The sequence below is a fragment of the Tenacibaculum sp. FZY0031 genome (assembly GCF_036350695.1).
Lineage (GTDB): Bacteria > Bacteroidota > Bacteroidia > Flavobacteriales > Flavobacteriaceae > Polaribacter.
Genome location: NZ_JAZDVY010000014.1, coordinates 32,201 through 48,800, shown reverse-complemented (window position 1 = coordinate 48,800; position 16,600 = coordinate 32,201). Strand labels below are relative to the sequence as shown.

Below are 16,600 nucleotides of genomic sequence, written 5' to 3'. Positions count from 1 at the left end.
CAAGTAACGACTTACCAGAACCAGAAGATGGTATGGTAGGAGGTGATGTTACCGGAGGTGGCGGTGATATTGCAGAAAATGATACCTCAGGAACCCTTATAGTAACAAGCCCTGTAGAAGATGCTGATGGAAATACTTATACAGAAGCACAAATTAGAGCGAATAATATTAATAGAGCTTTAGATAATACCTTATCACCTTCAGATTTGCACTATTTATCAGACAGTAATAATTCAACCCTTACTATAGAGGTAGAGTCCTTTTTATTTGAAAATACCTCTCCAGAAGCTAAAGTTTTTGCCATGGGAGCTATTAAAAATAAGTCTATAAAATATATTAAAGAAAATTTTAATCTTACTCTAAAATCTCCTTTCAATGTAAATATGACTCAGGTGCTCGACTCCATAATACTACCTACAGTAACCCCAGAAAATAAAATCGCTGCCGAAAAGTTCAAATGTATTTATGATAAAGTAACAAAATCACCTAAGTTTAAAGACTTATTTATTGACCTTTTTGGAACAAATAAAGATATTAATATAACATTTGAAATTGCAGATGATTTTGTAACAAAACCAGACGGAACACAAACAAACGGAAATTGTATATTAGAAAACTATTTATTAAATACAGATGGTTCTCTTAAAAGAGCTAATGCAAAAATTAAGATAAACAAAAATAAACTTACTGCTACAAGCATGCAACTCTCTAATATTTTAATGGCTAAAACCATTGTACACGAAGGTATCCATGCTTTTTTAAGTGTTAAAAGAAAAGATTGTAATGCTGGCATAACAATTGATTATTTAAATAATTTAGAGTTCAAAGAACTTATAGAAGAATATTATGACGGTACTTGCGCTACCAAACAAGAACAACATGAATTTATGTTTGATTATATGGTGCCAACATTATCAAAAATTTTTACTGAGGTTAGAGACGATTTAATACCACAAAGTAATATTGATTATGTATCTGATTATAATTTTTATAATATTTCTCAAACCTTAAATGGTCCTTTGAGCAGTGACCATCCTTGGAGCTGGATTGAATTTTTTAATAATATTTCCTTAATGGGATTACATGATACAGAATCTTTTTTAAAAGAAGTAAAAAATAATGATGTGAAGTATTTTATATACCAGCAGTATAATTCTATAAGTAGAAACTTCACAAAAAACTGTAACAACTAGAATTATGAAAAAAATAATCTATGTAATTGTTTTCCTATTAAATTACAGCAATATTTTTAGTCAGAATATTGAAAAAATAAACAATAATAATATTGCTTTTATTTATTTCGATAAAGAAGATGATAATTTTAAGAAAACAAAAGATGTTTTTATTGTCGGAAAAATTAAAGAATATGGAGAAAAGTATAACTATCTCTTTTTGAATCGATATAAGAAACATATAGAAATTAGCTTTATACATAATAAATACAAAGATTTTGATAGTTTTGACAATAAAGAAGAGATGCTGAGTTTTAAATTATGTAAGAGTTTTTTAAAAAACAACAAAGATATTATTATTAATAACGAGACAATTAAAAAAATAGGACTGAAAGGGCTCTATGACATAATTTTAGATAAACAAAAAGTTTTTTTGATAGATAAAAGCGAGATAGAAAACAATTTGATTCTTGTAAAAGAAGTTTATCTTTTGGATCTTAACAGTGAAGAATAAGAAAAAAATGTATTGTAAATTGTAAAGGCACAGAGTTAACCAATACCTCAAATACTTACTTTCATAGTTTAACAAAAAACTTACCCTAACTAATTATGAAAATACAATATTTGAAAAGTCAAAACAGAAAATAAATAAGTATTACGATTCAAAAGGTAAACTTAAGTCAGAATTAATAACAGCTTAAGGTAAAGGACTATCGGAAAAAGAATGGAATGACTTAGGTGAACTTATAAAACACAAAATGTATGACAAAAAAGGTAAACTAATAAAAGAAAACATTTATAAGAAAAGACCCTGATATTTTTGTAAAAACGTCAAGGCCTTTTCAGTAAAACATCAAGACGTTTTTTTAAAAAACGTATTAACTCAAAATATCAACTCTGTTCCTGTAATTAATTACCTACAAAAAAACCTCACTGTTACAGTGAGGTTTTTTTAAATATATTACTAAGAATTAATTAAAAAAAGTTTTAAGCATTTAAAACTTCTCCTACTTTATCAGCAGCCTCTTGGAACTCAGTAGCTGAGATAATTTCCATTCCGCTGTTGTCAATTAATTCTTTTGCTTCTTTAGCGTTTGTTCCTTGCAAACGACAAATAATAGGTACATTAATTTTGTCTCCCATATTTTTATAAGCATCTACAACACCTTGAGCAACACGATCACAACGAACGATTCCTCCAAAAATGTTTACCAAAATAGCTTTTACATTAGGATCTTTTAAAATGATTCCGAAAGCTGTTTCAACACGTTGTGCATCTGCAGTACCTCCAACATCTAAGAAGTTAGCTGGATCACCACCTGCTTGCTTAATTAAATCCATAGTTCCCATTGCTAAACCAGCTCCGTTAACCATACACCCAACGTTACCATCTAAATCTACATAGTTTAATCCTGCAGCTTTAGCCTCTACCTCAATAGGGTTTTCTTCACGTAAATCACGCATTGCTGCATAATCTTTATGACGGTATAATGCATTCTCATCTAACGATACTTTAGCATCTACAGCCATAATTTTATCATCAGATGTTTTTAATACTGGGTTAATTTCAAACATCGAAGAATCAGACTTGATGTATGCAGTATATAAAGCAGTAACAAACTTTACCATTTCTTTTAAAGCCCCACCGCTTAAACCTAAGTTAAAAGCAATTTTACGAGCTTGGAAAGGTAATAATCCTGTTCCTGGATCAATTTCTTCTGTAAAAATTAAATGTGGAGTTTCTTCTGCCACAGTTTCAATATCCATACCTCCTTCAGTAGAGTACATGATCATGTTTCTACCCGTAGCACGGTTTAATAAAACTGACATATAAAATTCATCTGGCTCACTGTCACCAGGATAATATACATCCTCAGCAATTAACACTTGGTTAACTAACTTACCTTCTGCTGAAGTTTGAGGAGTTATTAACATCATTCCTAAAATGTCATCAGCAATACTTTTTACCTCATCTAAGTTTTTAGCTAACTTAACACCACCACCTTTTCCACGACCACCTGCGTGTACTTGAGCCTTAATTACGTGCCAACCAGTACCTGTTTCTTCTGTTAATTTCTTCGCTGCTTCCACAGCCTCTTCTGGAGTATTTGCAACAATTCCACGTTGAATACGAACGCCAAAACTGCTTAATATTTCTTTACCTTGATATTCGTGTAAGTTCATTAGATATGAATTTTTAAAGTCGAACAAAAATACAAATTCAATTTATAATACCTTATAAATTGTACTTTAATTTATGATTAAAATCAATTTTATTTAATTTCCAATTTTACATTTTTTTAACATTTAAACGTGTCACATTCTTTTTTTTAACAGGTCTTTACCGTAATTAACATGATTTTGTGATTTATTAATCCAAATCATAATAATTTAGCCCAACAACTAATACTATATCTCAATCAACTATGCTTAAAGTTTTAGCATTTATTACAACCTGTTTCTTCTTTATTGGAGTTTCAACTGCCCAAACTATAAATCAACACAGAAAAAAACTAAACGTAACACGCGTAGATATTCCTCCAAAAATTGACGGAAAATTAGACGATGCTGCTTGGAAAAATGTTCCTGCTGCAAAAGACTTTGTAATGATGCGTCCCGACAATGGAAAAGCAGAACCCAACACTCATAAAACAGTAGTTAAATTAGTATACGATGATAATGCTATTTACATCAGCGCTAAAATGTACGACCCAGAACCATCTAAAATACCTGCGGAGTTTACCAACAGAGACAATATTGGTAACAGTGATTTCTTTTTAATAACTATTAACCCTAATGATGACGGACAAAACCCTTTTGAGTTTATAGTAACCAGTTCAGGAGCCCAAGCAGACTCAAAAGTATCTAACGGAAATGAAGATTTTAACTGGAGTGCTGTATGGGACAGCGATTTTAGTATTAATGAAGACTCTTGGATTGTAGAAATGAAAATTCCTTATAGGGCTTTGCGTTTTGCGAATGTTCCGGTTCAATCGTGGGGAATCAATTATCACAGAAAAGTACTAAACTTAAATGCTCAATTCACGTGGAATCATATTGATAATCAACAAGGAAACTGGACGCAATATGATGGTTTGTATGAAAACTTCACCAATATAAAACCTCCTACCCGATTAAACTTTTATCCGTACGCATCGGCAACTACTACCACTAAAGATGGTAATACTGACTTTGACTGGAGTGTAGGTATGGATGTAAAATATGGAATCACCGAGAACTTTACCTTAGACGCTACTTTAATTCCTGATTTCAGTCAAGTAGGTTTTGACAATGTTACCTTAAACTTGGGCCCTTTTGAACAGCAATTTACAGAACAACGTCAGTTTTTTACTGAAGGAACTGAGCTATTTAGTAAGGGACGTTTATTTTACTCCAGAAGAATTGGTGGTAGGCCAATAGATCAATTTTCTGGTGAACGAAAAGACGATGATGAGTTTGTTGATGGTAAAAAAGTAAATGATGAAGTTATAGATGTTCCTGATAAAGTTCAAATGTTAAACGCTATAAAAATTTCAGGAAGAACCAAAGGAGGTTTAGGAGTAGGTTTCTTTAATGCCATTACCGAAAAAACAGAAGCTACGGTTGAGAGAACTGAGCAAACAATTAATGGTTTAGATACCCTTAGCAATGTGAGTACATACAAAACCACGGTTAATCCATTTTCTAACTATAATATTATGGTACTAGATCAACAGTTTAACAAAAACTCATCTATTACCTTAATTAACACCAACGTAACTCGTGACGGACGATTTAGAGACGCAAATGTTACTGGATTGCTATGGCATGTTGAAGATAAAAAAAGCCGGTATAATATCGACGGAAGTTTTAAAATGAGTAACATTTCTGACGACGAAGATGACCCAAATACAGGATATGCTTTTGATACCAGTATTGGTAAACAATCAGGAAATTGGCGAGGAGAAATTGGGTACAATTTTGAAAACAAAGACTATAACCCTAATGATATGGGGATTCTTTTTAGTAACAATGAACAAACTATTTACGGTTTTGTTGGTTATCGATTGTTAAAACCTAAAGGTATATTCAACAACTACGGAGCTAATATATATTATAATTTTAACTTCTTACACAATCCAGGAACCTATGTAGGTACCAATACTGGTTTGTCTTTTTGGGCCGATACCAAAAACCGATTTAGCTTTGGAGGTAACTTAAATTACAGTACCGAAAGAAAGGACTTTTTTGAACCAAGACAAGGAACTACTAGCGGTATTTACTTTAACAGACCAGAAAGATTAAACATTAATCATTGGGGATCGACTGATTATAGAAAAAAGTTTGCAATAGACTATGATTGGTACTATACCTTTTATAACAACAACCCTAAAGAAGACTATGGCTTTAGGTTTTCACCTAGATACCGTTTTACCAACAAGTTTTCTTTAATTTATGGTTTTAGGTATGGTAAAACTAATAATGGTCAAGGCTATGTTACAAAAGTGGATGAAGATGATGTGCAAGAAAAACCTTCATTAGCCCCGTTAAAAGATCATATTATTTTCGGACAACGAGATTGGGCTACCTACGACAATTCTTTAACCGGAAAATATACCTTTAGTACAAAATCGGCAGTATCATTATCATTCAGGCATAATTGGAGTAAAGTTCCGTACCAAGGAAAGTATTTTAGCTTAAATGAAGAAAACGGAGAACTTACGAAGAACAACTACCAAGGTGACCACGATAAAAACTTTAATAGTTGGAATTTAGATATGAACTACCAATGGCAATTTGCTCCAGGGAGTCAATTGATTTTTTTCTACAGAAACTCTATAAGACCAGATCACGATTTTGCCCCTGCAACAATTAATTTTAAAAACAACATCTCAAAACTTTTTGATCAAAGTATGCAACATAGGTTTTCTGTTCGATTGGTTTACTTTATCGATTACAACAACATTAAAAACATAATTTAAATACACGTTTATGTATTGTTTGAAATCAGGTAAGCATTAAAGCGTATCTGATTTCTTTTTTATACATTCGTTACTTAGAAAATAACACTATGATTGTTGCTAAAAACATCCACAAACATTACGGAGAGGTAGAAATTTTAAAAGGCGTTGACCTTCATATAAAAAAAGGAGAAATCGTCGCTATTGTTGGTCCTTCAGGAGCAGGAAAAACAACCTTACTGCAAATTTTAGGAACCTTAGATAAACCATTAAAAGATCAGAGCTACGAATTATTGGTCGATGGTGTTTCTATCAAAGATTTAAACGACACCAAAGTTTCTGCTTTCCGAAATAAACACATCGGATTCATTTTTCAATTTCATCAATTATTACCAGAATTTACAGCCTTAGAAAACGTTTGTATTCCTGCCTTTATCGGAGGAAAAGGAAAAGTAGAAACCGAAAAAAGAGCCAAAGAATTACTAGCCTTTTTAGGATTATCGCATAGAGAAAATCATAAACCTAACGAGCTTTCTGGAGGAGAGCAACAACGTGTTGCTGTTGCCAGAGCTTTAATTAACGAACCTTCTGTTATTTTTGCTGATGAACCTTCAGGAAACCTAGATTCTACTTCTGCTAAAAACTTACATGAGTTGTTTTTTAAGCTACGTGATGAGTTTGGACAAACGTTTGTATTAGTTACACACAACAAAGAATTAGCAAAAATGGCTGATAGAACGCTTACAATGAAAGACGGAATTATTGTTGAATAATGTAACTATTTAAAGTTTCTTGCTACTAATTAATAAATCACTCCCATGAAAGAAACTTTTCAAGAACTTGTTACTTATTTAAGAAATCCTGTTTTAGAAGAAGATACCAACCAAGATATTTAGTATCGTTTTCAAAAATTCTTTCACCTCCTTTTTATAAGCATTATTACAGGTGCAATATTATCATCTCTTTTTCTTCTTATTCAGGAATTAGGTTTGATCAATATGAATGAACATGCTATGGAAGAATTACTAAAAACGCATAGCAAATGGTTTATCGCGTTTCTTACCATTATTTTAGCTCCTTTGTTTGAAGAGTTATTTTTTAGAGCACCAATCACCTTATTTCATGGTAAAAAAACTTTTAAAATAGCCTTTTATGTATTTGCGCTACTTTTTGGTTTGGTACATTTAACTAACTTTACTATTACCACCAATGTACTATTATTGGCTCCAATATTAGTAGCTCCACAAACTATATTAGGTGGTTATTTAGGGTTTATCAGAGTTCGTTTTGGTTTACAATGGAGCATCTTATTACACGCTTGTTACAATGCTTTCTTTGTTTTGCTTAGTTTTGCAGGAGATTTAGCATAAAATGAACAAAAAGGAGCTTAAAGAATTTTTAGACGAAAAAGTAATACAATACAATCATCCAGGTTTTATTGATAGTGACCCTATTCAAATTCCACACCAATTTTCGGTCAAAGAAGATATTGAAATCGCTGGTTTTTTAGCTGCAACCATTGCCTGGGGAAATCGTAAAATGATTATTAACAACTCCCATAAAATGATGGATTTAATGGGGAACGCTCCGTACGATTTTGTTCTCAATCATTCTGAAGAAGACTTGGCTACTTTTGACGGGTTTGTACATCGAACATTTAATGCAGATGATTTTAAACTCTTTGTTCAATCGTTAAAAAACATCTACCAAAATCATGGTGGCTTAGAAGTTGTTTTACAGCCAAAGGGTAATGCCGATAATTATCAGCATGCTATTCATCATTTTAAACAAGTTTTTTTTGAAGTTCCACACCAACCAAGAACCTTAAAACATGTTTCTGATCCACTAAAAGGTTCTGCATCTAAAAGAATTAATATGTTTTTACGTTGGATGGTGCGTAATAATACTACTGGAGTCGATTTAGGTATATGGAAAACACACTCACCAGCACATTTACATTGTCCGCTAGATGTTCATACAGGAAATATTGCTAGAAAACTAAAAATACTCACTCGAAAACAAAATGATTGGAAAGCGATTCAGGAACTTGACCTAACTTTAAGAAAATTTGATAAAAAAGACCCTGTTAAATATGATTTTGCTTTATTTGGCCTAGGTGTTTTTGAAAAGTTTTGATATTTTTAACTTTCTAAGCAACCTATCACGATGAAAAAAATTATAATATTAATAACTTTTTTATATGCAATTAAAAGCACTTCTCAAGACAGTAGAATTCCTTTAGACACTATCGTTACTACTTCTAATTCTGTTACTATAAATGGTAGAAAAATACAATATAAAGCACAAACAGGAACCCAACCTGTGTTTGATGCTAACGGAGTAACTAAAGCAACCCTTTTTTATACTTATTATTACAGGACAGATAATACCGATAGAGAGAAAAGACCTTTAATTATGTCTTTTAACGGTGGGCCTGGTTCAGCTTCTGTTTGGATGCATATTGCTTATACGGGTCCTAAAATTTTAAAAATTGATGAAGAAGGTAATCCTATACAACCTTACGGAATAAAAGACAACCCCTACTCTATTTTAGATATAGCTGATATAATTTTTATCAATCCTGTAAACACAGCTTATTCAAGGCCAATAGTAGCACCTAAAAAGAAAGTAGACAAAGATTATTTCTTCGGAGTGAATGCTGATGCAAAATATTTAGCGGACTGGTTAAGTGTATTTGTCTCCCGTAATAACAGGTGGAATTCTCCTAAATACATTATTGGTGAAAGCTATGGTGGTACTCGTGTTATGCAACTTGCATACGAGCTGCAAAACAATCAATGGATGTATCTTAATGGAGTAATTATGGTTTCTCCAGCCGATTATCAATTGCTAAGAACTAAAAGTTCGGAAGACTATGCTATTAATTTCCCTTACTTTACTGCAGCTGCTTGGTACCATAAAATGCTTCCTCTAAAACTACAACAAAAAGATTTATTAGATATTTTACCTGAAACCGAACAATTTGCTATTAACACTCTGCTCCCTGCATTAGCTAAAGGAGGGTATATTAGTGAACCAGAAAAAAACAGTGTTGCTGAGAAAATGTCTTATTACTCAGGGATAAAAAAAGAGGTGATTTTAAAACATAATTTAGAGGTTCCTAATAGCTATTTTTGGAAAGAATTATTAAGAGATACTTCTGGAAAAACCATCGGACGTTTAGACAGTAGATATCTTGGTATTGATAAAAGAGAAACTGGAAACTCTCCAGATTATAGTCCTGAATTAGTTTCTTGGCTTCATTCTTTTACCCCTGCAATTAATTACTATATCCAAAATGTATTAAACTTTAAGACCGATGTAAAATACAATATGTTCGGCTCTGTTCAACCATGGGACTTTAGTAATAATAATGCTCGTGAAAATTTACGAAAAGCAATGGCTCAAAACCCTTATTTAAAAGTGTTAGTTCAATCGGGTTATTATGATGGAGCAACTACCTATTCTGCTGCCAAATATACTATAGGAAAGATAGACCCCAGTGGTAAATTTAAAAACAGGTTTTCTTTTAAAGGCTATAGAAGTGGGCACATGATGTACCTTAGAAAAGAAGATTTAGAAAAAGCTAATGACGATCTACGTGAATTTATTAAAAATAGCTCAAAAAATATAGGTTCTGCAAAATACGAATAATACCAACTATAATACTTTTATTTTTTTACTTTCATGAAAAATGACCTTGCTAATATGATGTCTCTAGATATTTATATATCAAGTTTAGACAAAGAAGAATATACCAAAATTACTGATGACCTTAAACCTATGCCCCAAAAAAGTGTCAACCTTTTAAGCTGGGGAGTCCACGATTTGGTTACAGAAAAAGAACTATACAATGATTTAAAACTCATAAAAACATTTTCTCAAAATTTCAACTGGAAAAACAATATCGCAACTATAGTAAAAGAAAACAATTATGAATCTTTAGTTCTTACTGATGTTCAAAAAAAGATAATGTGGGTAAGCGACGGTTTTACAAAAATGACAGGCTATCAAAAAGAATTTGCACTGAACAAAACCCCACATTTTTTACAAGGAGAAAAAACCAAGGATACTACTAAAAAAAGAATTCAATCAAAACTTTTAAAAGGAAAACCATTTAAAGATGTAATTATCAATTACAGAAAAGACAAATCTACCTACAAATGTGCGTTGTACATTATTCCGCTATATAATAACGAAAGTCTGAAAATCACACATTTTTTAGCTTTAGAAAAAGAAGTCGTTTAACCGTTCGATAAATGCAACTATTTATTCACTACTTTTTACATTTTGGCTTTCCAATAATTATAGCCTATTTATTTTTTAGAAAAAATTGGAAAAAAGTTGCGCTATTACTACTCGCTACCATGTTAGTGGATGTAGACCATTTATTAGTGACCCCTATATTTGACCCAAATCGATGCAGTTTTGGTTTTCATGTACTCCACTCCTACTACGCAATAATAGTGTATGCTCTTTTGCTCTTTTTAAAAAGACCTTATAACATCATAGGTTTAGGACTATTACTTCACATGCTAACCGATTTTATCGACTGTTTATTTATGTACAACGCATGTAATTCTTGCCTAGAAAATGCTCCCGCTAGAAAACTATTAGAAGCAATAAGCAAATTATTTTTTTAACTGTAAATCACAATACCAAAAACTTCTATCATAGTTTTTAGTGGTACCTTCCTCTGTTTTCTTGGTTTTCTTTGAATCTTGATAACAATTGTCATCATCATTTTTATGCAAAGTATACGATTTCAACACCTTCTCTCCTATGTCAAACTCCACAGGTTTCTTAAAAATAGGTCCGTCATAACAAAACGTATGGAACTCTCCATTTTCTCCACAAACATCAATTCCATCAGGAAGTTCATTAATAAAGTCTTCATCAATCACCCTCCCTACAAACTCTTTTCCTAACAATTTTGCATTCACACAAACGGTAATGGTTTTAAAACCTAAAGCTAAAAACTCACGAAGTAATTCCTTTGTATCTTGTTTCCATAACGGATACACACCTGTAATCCCAACCTCTTGTAGCTTCGAATCGCGATATGCTCTCAAGTCTTCCAAGAAAATATCTCCAAAAATACCATTTACAAGTCCTGCTTCTTTTAACTCAGCTGTTTTCTCTTTCATTCTTTGGTTATACAAGTCCATCGTAACCTCAGCCGGAAAGTATATTTTTTCTAATGGAATACCTATGCTTTTAGCCTGTGCATCTAGCAAATCCTCATGCAAGCCATGCATTGAAACACGCTGGTAATCTTGATTTACATTCGTAATCAATTTTTGTACATCGTACTCTTTTTCTTGCTGTATTTTATACAATGCTAACGATGAGTCTTTTCCTGAACTCCAATTAAAATAGGCTTTTTTCATGTGGCAAATATGCATAAAAAAACCTGCATTTTGCAGGTTTGATTTTATTTCCTCTTTTGATTTAAAGGAACTGGTCTTTCTTGTTTTACTACTGGTTTTCCATGCAAATCAAAATCACCTGCATCAAAAATCTCAATATCGATAAACTCTCCTAGTTTGATATAATACTCACGAGCATCTACAATGACATCGTTATCTACATCTGGTGAATCAAATTCGGTACGTCCGTAATAGTACTCTCCATCTTTTCTATCGAATAAACATTTGAACGTCTTTCCTATTTTCTCTTGATTCAATTCCCAAGAAATTTGCGACTGCACTTCCATTATTTCGTTTACACGTCTGAATTTTACATCCGCTGGCACATCATCTTCTAAAGCATAAGCTCCTGTATTCTCTTCATGCGAATATTCAAAAGCTCCTAAACGTTCAAAACGCATCTCCTCTACCCAATCTTTCATTTCTTGGAATTGCTCTTCAGTTTCTCCGGGATACCCAACAATTAATGTTGTGCGGATTGCCATATTTGGCACTGCCTCGCGGAATTTATGAATCAATGCCGTCGTTTTTTCATGTGTTGTACCACGCTTCATCGATTTTAAAATCTCGGTATTGATATGCTGTAACGGAATGTCTAAATAATTACAAACCTTTGGTTCGTTTTTCATCACTTCCAATACATCCATCGGAAAACCTGTTGGAAAAGCATAATGCAAACGAATCCACTCTATACCATCAACTTTTGCCAATTCCTTTAATAAATCGGCTAACGCACGTTTTTTATAGATATCTAATCCGTAATAAGTTAAGTCTTGCGCGATTAACATGATTTCTTTAATCCCTTTTTCTGCCAATTTCGTTGCTTCAGTAACCAAATTTTCAATTGGTGTCGATTGATGCTTTCCACGCATTAACGGAATGGCACAAAATGAGCACGGACGATCACATCCTTCTGCAATCTTTAAATAGGCATAATGCTCTGGAGTCGTGGTTAAACGCTCACCGATTAACTCATGCTTATAATCTGCTTCTAAAACTTTTAACAAATTTGGTAAATCATGTGTCCCAAAATACTGATCTACATTGGTAATTTCAGCCTCTAAATCTGGCTTATAACGCTCGCTTAAACAACCCGTAACAAACACTTTGTCTACTTCACCTTCTTCTTTCTTTTGTGCGTAGTGTAAAATAGTCTCTACACTTTCTTCTTTGGCTTTGCCAATAAAGCCACAGGTGTTGATAACTACAATATTTCCATCGTCATTTTCATCTTCATGAACCACTTCTTTACCATTGGCTTTTAACTGCCCCATTAACACTTCACTATCGTAAACGTTTTTTGAGCAACCTAAAGTAACTACATTGATTTTGTTCTGTTTTGTTGTTTTAGTACGCATATTCTTGAAAAATTCGGAGTGCAAATATACGCTTTAATTCAGCTTTTTAGCTAGTTTATGTCCTTAAAAATTAGTTTGATTCTTATCCTTGTTTTCGGTAACTTCGTTATTAGAGAACATACCTTTAAAAACTAAATTAATCGCTATCAAACACTAATGACTGAACTCAAAAGATTACTATACGACTTAATCGGACTTACGGAAAATGAGTTTCAAACATTTTATAATCAATTAGAAAAAAAAGAATACAAAGCAAAAACATTAGTTATTAAAGAAGGAAAATGTGCTAAGGATTTATACTTTATAGCATCTGGACTCTTTAGAACATTTAAGTATATAGAAGACAAAGAGTTTACTACTTATTTTGCCTGTGATAAACAGTTTATAACGATTTTTGATAGTTTTATATACCAAACCCCTTCTCACGAATTTTTAGAAGTTCTTGAAGATAGTATTGCATATAAAATCTCTTTTGAGAGTTTATCTCACTTATATAAAGAATCTCCCAATTTTGAGAAGTTTGGAAGGGTCTTAGCCGAGAGAAATCATCTTTGTGCACAACAAAGAGCGTTAACTATGCAAACAAAATCGGCTAAGAAAAAGTATTTAGATTTTATAAAGACCTACGATAAAAAAATTGTGTTAAGAGCTCCTCAATACCAAATCGCAAGTTTTCTTGGTATAGCTGCTGAGTCACTCAGTAGAATTCGAAAAGAAGTTGTTATTTCCTAACATTTGTCAAGATAAAAATAGTTTCCTCTCATTTTCTTTGTTTTTATAAACCATAAAATAAATACAATGAAAATCGTATCGATAGCAAAATATGCTATTCTCTTGTGCTTGGCTATTTTTATTGCTAGTGTTGCTTTTAAATCTTGTTCAATTAGCCCTGAAGCTTGGTCTCCAGCACCTCCTCCAAAATTAGAAGGTGTACTCCTTGAAAATGAACTACTCAGTTCTACCAAACACATCAACTTAGACGGTTGGTATGGCCCTGAGGACATTGCAGTAGATAATCAAGGAAATCTATATTGCGGAGTTCATATTTCTGAAACAGATTTTTCAAATGGTCGAATTTTAAAAATTGACACATCGGGAAAAGTTTCTGTCTTTTGTAATACGGAATCTTGGGTTGCTGGTTTACATTTTGACAGCAATCAAAATCTAATTGCTTGTGACTTAGAAAGAGGGTTGATTAGTGTAGATAAAAAAGGAAAAATTACCACTTTAGCAAGTGAAGATGAAAACGGGAACAAGTTTCTTATCCCCAATGATGTAGACATTGCTTCTGATGGAACTATTTACTTTACCAATACTTCTTCTAAAATTCCTTTTAGCAGAACACATATTTGGAAACTTTTAATGGAAGCGAAACCCGATGGAGGTCTTTATCGTTACAATCCGAAAACTAAAGAAGTAAAAACACTTATAGAGGGTACTTATTTTGGAAACGGTGTTGCGGTTTCTCAAAAGGATGACTTTGTGTTAATGGTAGATTTAGCTAAATATAGAATTCTTAGATACTGGTTAAAAGGTAGTAATAAAGGAACAACAGATATTTTTCTTGACAACCTACCTGGTTTTCCTAATGGAGTCTCTAGAAGAACCGATGGTAGTTTTTGGCTTGGTTTTTCAACTAAAAGAGATCCTTCTTTAGATGCAATACATTCTAAACCCCTTGTAAAAAAGTTAGTATATGGTCTTCCTCTATTTTTACAACCTAAAGTAGCTCGCTATGGAATGATTATGCATGTGAGTGCTGATGGAGAGATGTTAAAAACTTATTATGACACGACTGGTAAAGTTGTGTCAGAAGCTAGTTCTGTTGAAGAGCATGATGGATATCTTTATCTCGGCGGAGATGTGTCTGGTTATATTGGAAAATACAAATTAGAGAATTAAAATAAAAACTCCCGAATTGGGAGTTTTTATTTTATATGTAGTCCTATTAATGATAATTAACTGGAGTCTTTCTTGCTTTCGTTAGTTGTTCAAAAGCATACCCTAGCTGCAATAATTCTTTTTCAGTAAAAGGCTTCCCTATAAACGTTAAACTAACAGGTTCTCCAGAGTTTTTATATCCCATAGGAACTGTTAATGTCGGATACTTCGCTACTGCTGCTATACCAGAATGATAATTATTAATTGATAGAATACCATCTAAATTTTGGGCTTTTAAAGCTAGTAAAAATTTCTTTCCATTATAACTTAGACTATCTTTTACTACCTCTAACTGAGCTAAACTAGTCGTATCTTTTATTATTCCTTCAAATAGCTGTTGTCCGTAAGGAGCTCTTTTTGTAGTATCTTTTTTATTAAACTCAACCACATCTTGTATATTTTTCACTGTTAGCTTTTTGTTTCCGTAAGTAGTTAAGTATTTCGGTAAATCATGTTTCATATCTATATTTAGCAGCGTAATAAATCCATCAAACGAAATTTCTGGTGGTGTTATCTCTATAATTTCAGCCCCAGCTTCTTGTAACTTTTCTACACTTGCTTTATAAATAGAATCTGTTAAAATCGATTTTAATACTCCTATTCTTTTTCCTTGGATTGTGTAGCTTTCATTAAGTAATTCTTTAGGTTTAAAATCTTCTATTTCTAAAGAAGCAGCATCTTCATTATCTTTCCCTAGCATTGCTTCAAATAAAATAACATTGTCTACGACACTTTTAGTCATCGGACCTGGAGTATCTAACGTACTTGAAATCGGAACAATTCCTGAGCGACTTAAAACACCAATTGTCGGTTTTAACCCAACTACTGAGTTTTGACTTGATGGTGAAGTTATAGACCCTGCTGTTTCTGTACCTACAGCAGCTACGGCATAGTTTGCTGCAACAGAAACTCCACTTCCTGAGCTTGAGCCTCCTGTTTCAAAAATTTTTCTCCCATAAGGATTCAAGGTTTGTCCTCCAGTAGCACTATACCCTAACGGGCAATCTTCACAAAAGAAATACGCCCATTCACTTAAGTTTACTTTTCCTAAAATTAATGCTCCTGCTTTTTTTAATTTTTTGACGATAAAAGCATCTTTACCCGTTGAGTTATCTTGTAAAGCTACGGCTCCAGCAGTCGTTGTCATTCCTGCGGCATCAATATTATCCTTTATCAAAATAGGAATTCCACTAAGCGAATATTCATCAACCTCTTTAGCTTCTTTATCTTTTGCTCTCGCTTCTTCTAAAACCTTTGGGTTTAGTGATATGATTGCATTCAAATACTTGGTACTATCACTTTCATATTTTCGAATTCTATATAAATAGAATAATGTTAGTTTTTCGTAGGTGAGTTTCTTTTCTGCAATGCTTTTTTGAAGGATTGGAATCTCTTTTTCTAAAATTAATGGTTTTAATTGTTGATATTCTTCTTCAGAAAAATCTGACAATTCCTTTTCAAAAGGTTTGAATTCTTTATTTAAATCTAAAAAATGAGACTGTAGTAGTTTAAACTGCATTCTCTTCTTTTCATGCTTTTGCTGTGCTTCTATTTCTGAAGATTCATCGTACTTTTTAAAGTACAATTTACTGGATGTTTGCTTGCATGAATTAATGAATAAAACAATTAATAGTAGTAGTAGTATTTTTCTCATGGAGTCAAGTATTTGATACTCAAATGTAATTATAAAAAACGAAAAGTTTCATTTACTTTCAAAAGAAGCTTTCTCTTATGTGAATTCAAATAACTTGCGGTTTACT

General features: G+C 32.5%; 15 protein-coding genes. 11 read left to right on the top strand and 4 right to left on the bottom strand.

Annotation, left to right across the window (positions count from 1 at the left end; all coding sequences use genetic code 11):
• On the top strand, positions 1–1,193 hold a 1,193-nt coding region (locus V1T75_RS16305), incomplete at its 5' end, for a hypothetical protein (RefSeq protein ID WP_330489556.1).
• A gap of 4 nt (positions 1,194–1,197) precedes the next feature.
• The gene (locus tag V1T75_RS16300) at positions 1,198–1,686 is read left to right on the top strand and encodes a hypothetical protein (RefSeq protein WP_330489555.1); all 489 of its coding nucleotides are present in this window, start codon (positions 1,198–1,200) and stop codon (positions 1,684–1,686) included.
• 473 nt (positions 1,687–2,159) lie between these two features.
• On the opposite strand, the gene sucC is transcribed toward V1T75_RS16300, so the two are convergent.
• Entirely contained in the window at positions 2,160–3,356 is a 1,197-nt protein-coding gene (gene sucC / locus V1T75_RS16295; RefSeq protein WP_330489554.1) for an ADP-forming succinate--CoA ligase subunit beta, read from the bottom strand.
• A 242-nt stretch (positions 3,357–3,598) separates the two neighbouring features.
• On the opposite strand from sucC, the gene V1T75_RS16290 reads away from it, so the two are divergent.
• The 7 genes from V1T75_RS16290 (at position 3,599) to V1T75_RS16260 (ending at position 10,755) form a co-directional block, all read left to right on the top strand.
• Positions 3,599–6,133, top strand: coding sequence for a DUF5916 domain-containing protein (locus V1T75_RS16290; RefSeq protein WP_330489553.1), 2,535 nt, complete (start codon positions 3,599–3,601; stop codon positions 6,131–6,133).
• Positions 6,134–6,222: 89 nt separating this feature from the next.
• The gene (locus V1T75_RS16285) at positions 6,223–6,885 is read left to right on the top strand and encodes an ABC transporter ATP-binding protein (protein WP_121147041.1); all 663 of its coding nucleotides are present in this window, start codon (positions 6,223–6,225) and stop codon (positions 6,883–6,885) included.
• 240 nt (positions 6,886–7,125) lie between these two features.
• Positions 7,126–7,482 (top strand): CPBP family intramembrane glutamic endopeptidase, encoded by a 357-nt coding sequence (locus tag V1T75_RS16280; protein ID WP_330489552.1) that lies wholly within the window; start codon positions 7,126–7,128, stop codon positions 7,480–7,482.
• 1 nt (position 7,483) lies between these two features.
• Positions 7,484–8,248, top strand: coding sequence for a TIGR02757 family protein (locus tag V1T75_RS16275; RefSeq protein WP_330489551.1), 765 nt, complete (start codon positions 7,484–7,486; stop codon positions 8,246–8,248).
• 30 nt (positions 8,249–8,278) lie between these two features.
• Entirely contained in the window at positions 8,279–9,766 is a 1,488-nt protein-coding gene (locus V1T75_RS16270) for a S10 family peptidase (RefSeq protein WP_330489550.1), read from the top strand.
• 33 nt (positions 9,767–9,799) lie between these two features.
• Positions 9,800–10,360 (top strand): PAS domain-containing protein, encoded by a 561-nt coding sequence (locus V1T75_RS16265; RefSeq protein ID WP_330489549.1) that lies wholly within the window; start codon positions 9,800–9,802, stop codon positions 10,358–10,360.
• Between the two features lie 11 nt (positions 10,361–10,371).
• Entirely contained in the window at positions 10,372–10,755 is a 384-nt protein-coding gene (locus V1T75_RS16260) for a DUF6122 family protein (RefSeq protein WP_330489548.1), read from the top strand.
• Here V1T75_RS16260 and V1T75_RS16255 read toward each other — a convergent pair.
• Positions 10,744–11,502 carry a diphthine--ammonia ligase gene (locus V1T75_RS16255; protein ID WP_330489547.1) on the bottom strand — a complete coding sequence of 253 codons (759 nt, stop codon included), beginning with the start codon at positions 11,500–11,502 and terminating at the stop codon, positions 10,744–10,746. The genes V1T75_RS16260 and V1T75_RS16255 overlap by 12 nt on opposite strands.
• Positions 11,503–11,546: 44 nt before the next feature.
• On the bottom strand, positions 11,547–12,899 hold the full coding sequence (gene rimO / locus V1T75_RS16250) for a 30S ribosomal protein S12 methylthiotransferase RimO (protein WP_330489546.1): 1,353 nt from the start codon (positions 12,897–12,899) through the stop codon (positions 11,547–11,549).
• A gap of 156 nt (positions 12,900–13,055) precedes the next feature.
• Between rimO and V1T75_RS16245 the strand changes: the two genes are divergently transcribed.
• On the top strand, positions 13,056–13,631 hold the full coding sequence (locus V1T75_RS16245; RefSeq protein WP_330489545.1) for a Crp/Fnr family transcriptional regulator: 576 nt from the start codon (positions 13,056–13,058) through the stop codon (positions 13,629–13,631).
• A gap of 66 nt (positions 13,632–13,697) precedes the next feature.
• Entirely contained in the window at positions 13,698–14,801 is a 1,104-nt protein-coding gene (locus V1T75_RS16240) for an SMP-30/gluconolactonase/LRE family protein (RefSeq protein ID WP_330489544.1), read from the top strand.
• 46 nt (positions 14,802–14,847) lie between these two features.
• Here the strand turns inward: V1T75_RS16240 and V1T75_RS16235 are convergent, their stop codons facing one another.
• Complete coding sequence (locus V1T75_RS16235) at positions 14,848–16,494, bottom strand: amidase family protein (RefSeq protein WP_330489543.1); 1,647 nt, start codon at positions 16,492–16,494, stop codon at positions 14,848–14,850.
• Between the last annotated feature and the right edge of the window lie 106 nt (positions 16,495–16,600).

Coding starts and splice junctions, on each gene's coding strand:
- V1T75_RS16285 (WP_121147041.1), top strand. CDS start 6,223: ATGATTGTTGCTAAAAACATCCACAAACATTACGGAGAGGTAGAAATT.
- V1T75_RS16265 (WP_330489549.1), top strand. CDS start 9,800: ATGAAAAATGACCTTGCTAATATGATGTCTCTAGATATTTATATATCA.
- V1T75_RS16300 (WP_330489555.1), top strand. CDS start 1,198: ATGAAAAAAATAATCTATGTAATTGTTTTCCTATTAAATTACAGCAAT.
- V1T75_RS16235 (WP_330489543.1), bottom strand. CDS start 16,494: ATGAGAAAAATACTACTACTACTATTAATTGTTTTATTCATTAATTCA.
- V1T75_RS16260 (WP_330489548.1), top strand. CDS start 10,372: ATGCAACTATTTATTCACTACTTTTTACATTTTGGCTTTCCAATAATT.
- V1T75_RS16270 (WP_330489550.1), top strand. CDS start 8,279: ATGAAAAAAATTATAATATTAATAACTTTTTTATATGCAATTAAAAGC.
- V1T75_RS16245 (WP_330489545.1), top strand. CDS start 13,056: ATGACTGAACTCAAAAGATTACTATACGACTTAATCGGACTTACGGAA.
- V1T75_RS16275 (WP_330489551.1), top strand. CDS start 7,484: ATGAACAAAAAGGAGCTTAAAGAATTTTTAGACGAAAAAGTAATACAA.
- V1T75_RS16290 (WP_330489553.1), top strand. CDS start 3,599: ATGCTTAAAGTTTTAGCATTTATTACAACCTGTTTCTTCTTTATTGGA.
- V1T75_RS16255 (WP_330489547.1), bottom strand. CDS start 11,502: ATGAAAAAAGCCTATTTTAATTGGAGTTCAGGAAAAGACTCATCGTTA.
- rimO (WP_330489546.1), bottom strand. CDS start 12,899: ATGCGTACTAAAACAACAAAACAGAACAAAATCAATGTAGTTACTTTA.
- sucC (WP_330489554.1), bottom strand. CDS start 3,356: ATGAACTTACACGAATATCAAGGTAAAGAAATATTAAGCAGTTTTGGC.
- V1T75_RS16280 (WP_330489552.1), top strand. CDS start 7,126: ATGGAAGAATTACTAAAAACGCATAGCAAATGGTTTATCGCGTTTCTT.
- V1T75_RS16240 (WP_330489544.1), top strand. CDS start 13,698: ATGAAAATCGTATCGATAGCAAAATATGCTATTCTCTTGTGCTTGGCT.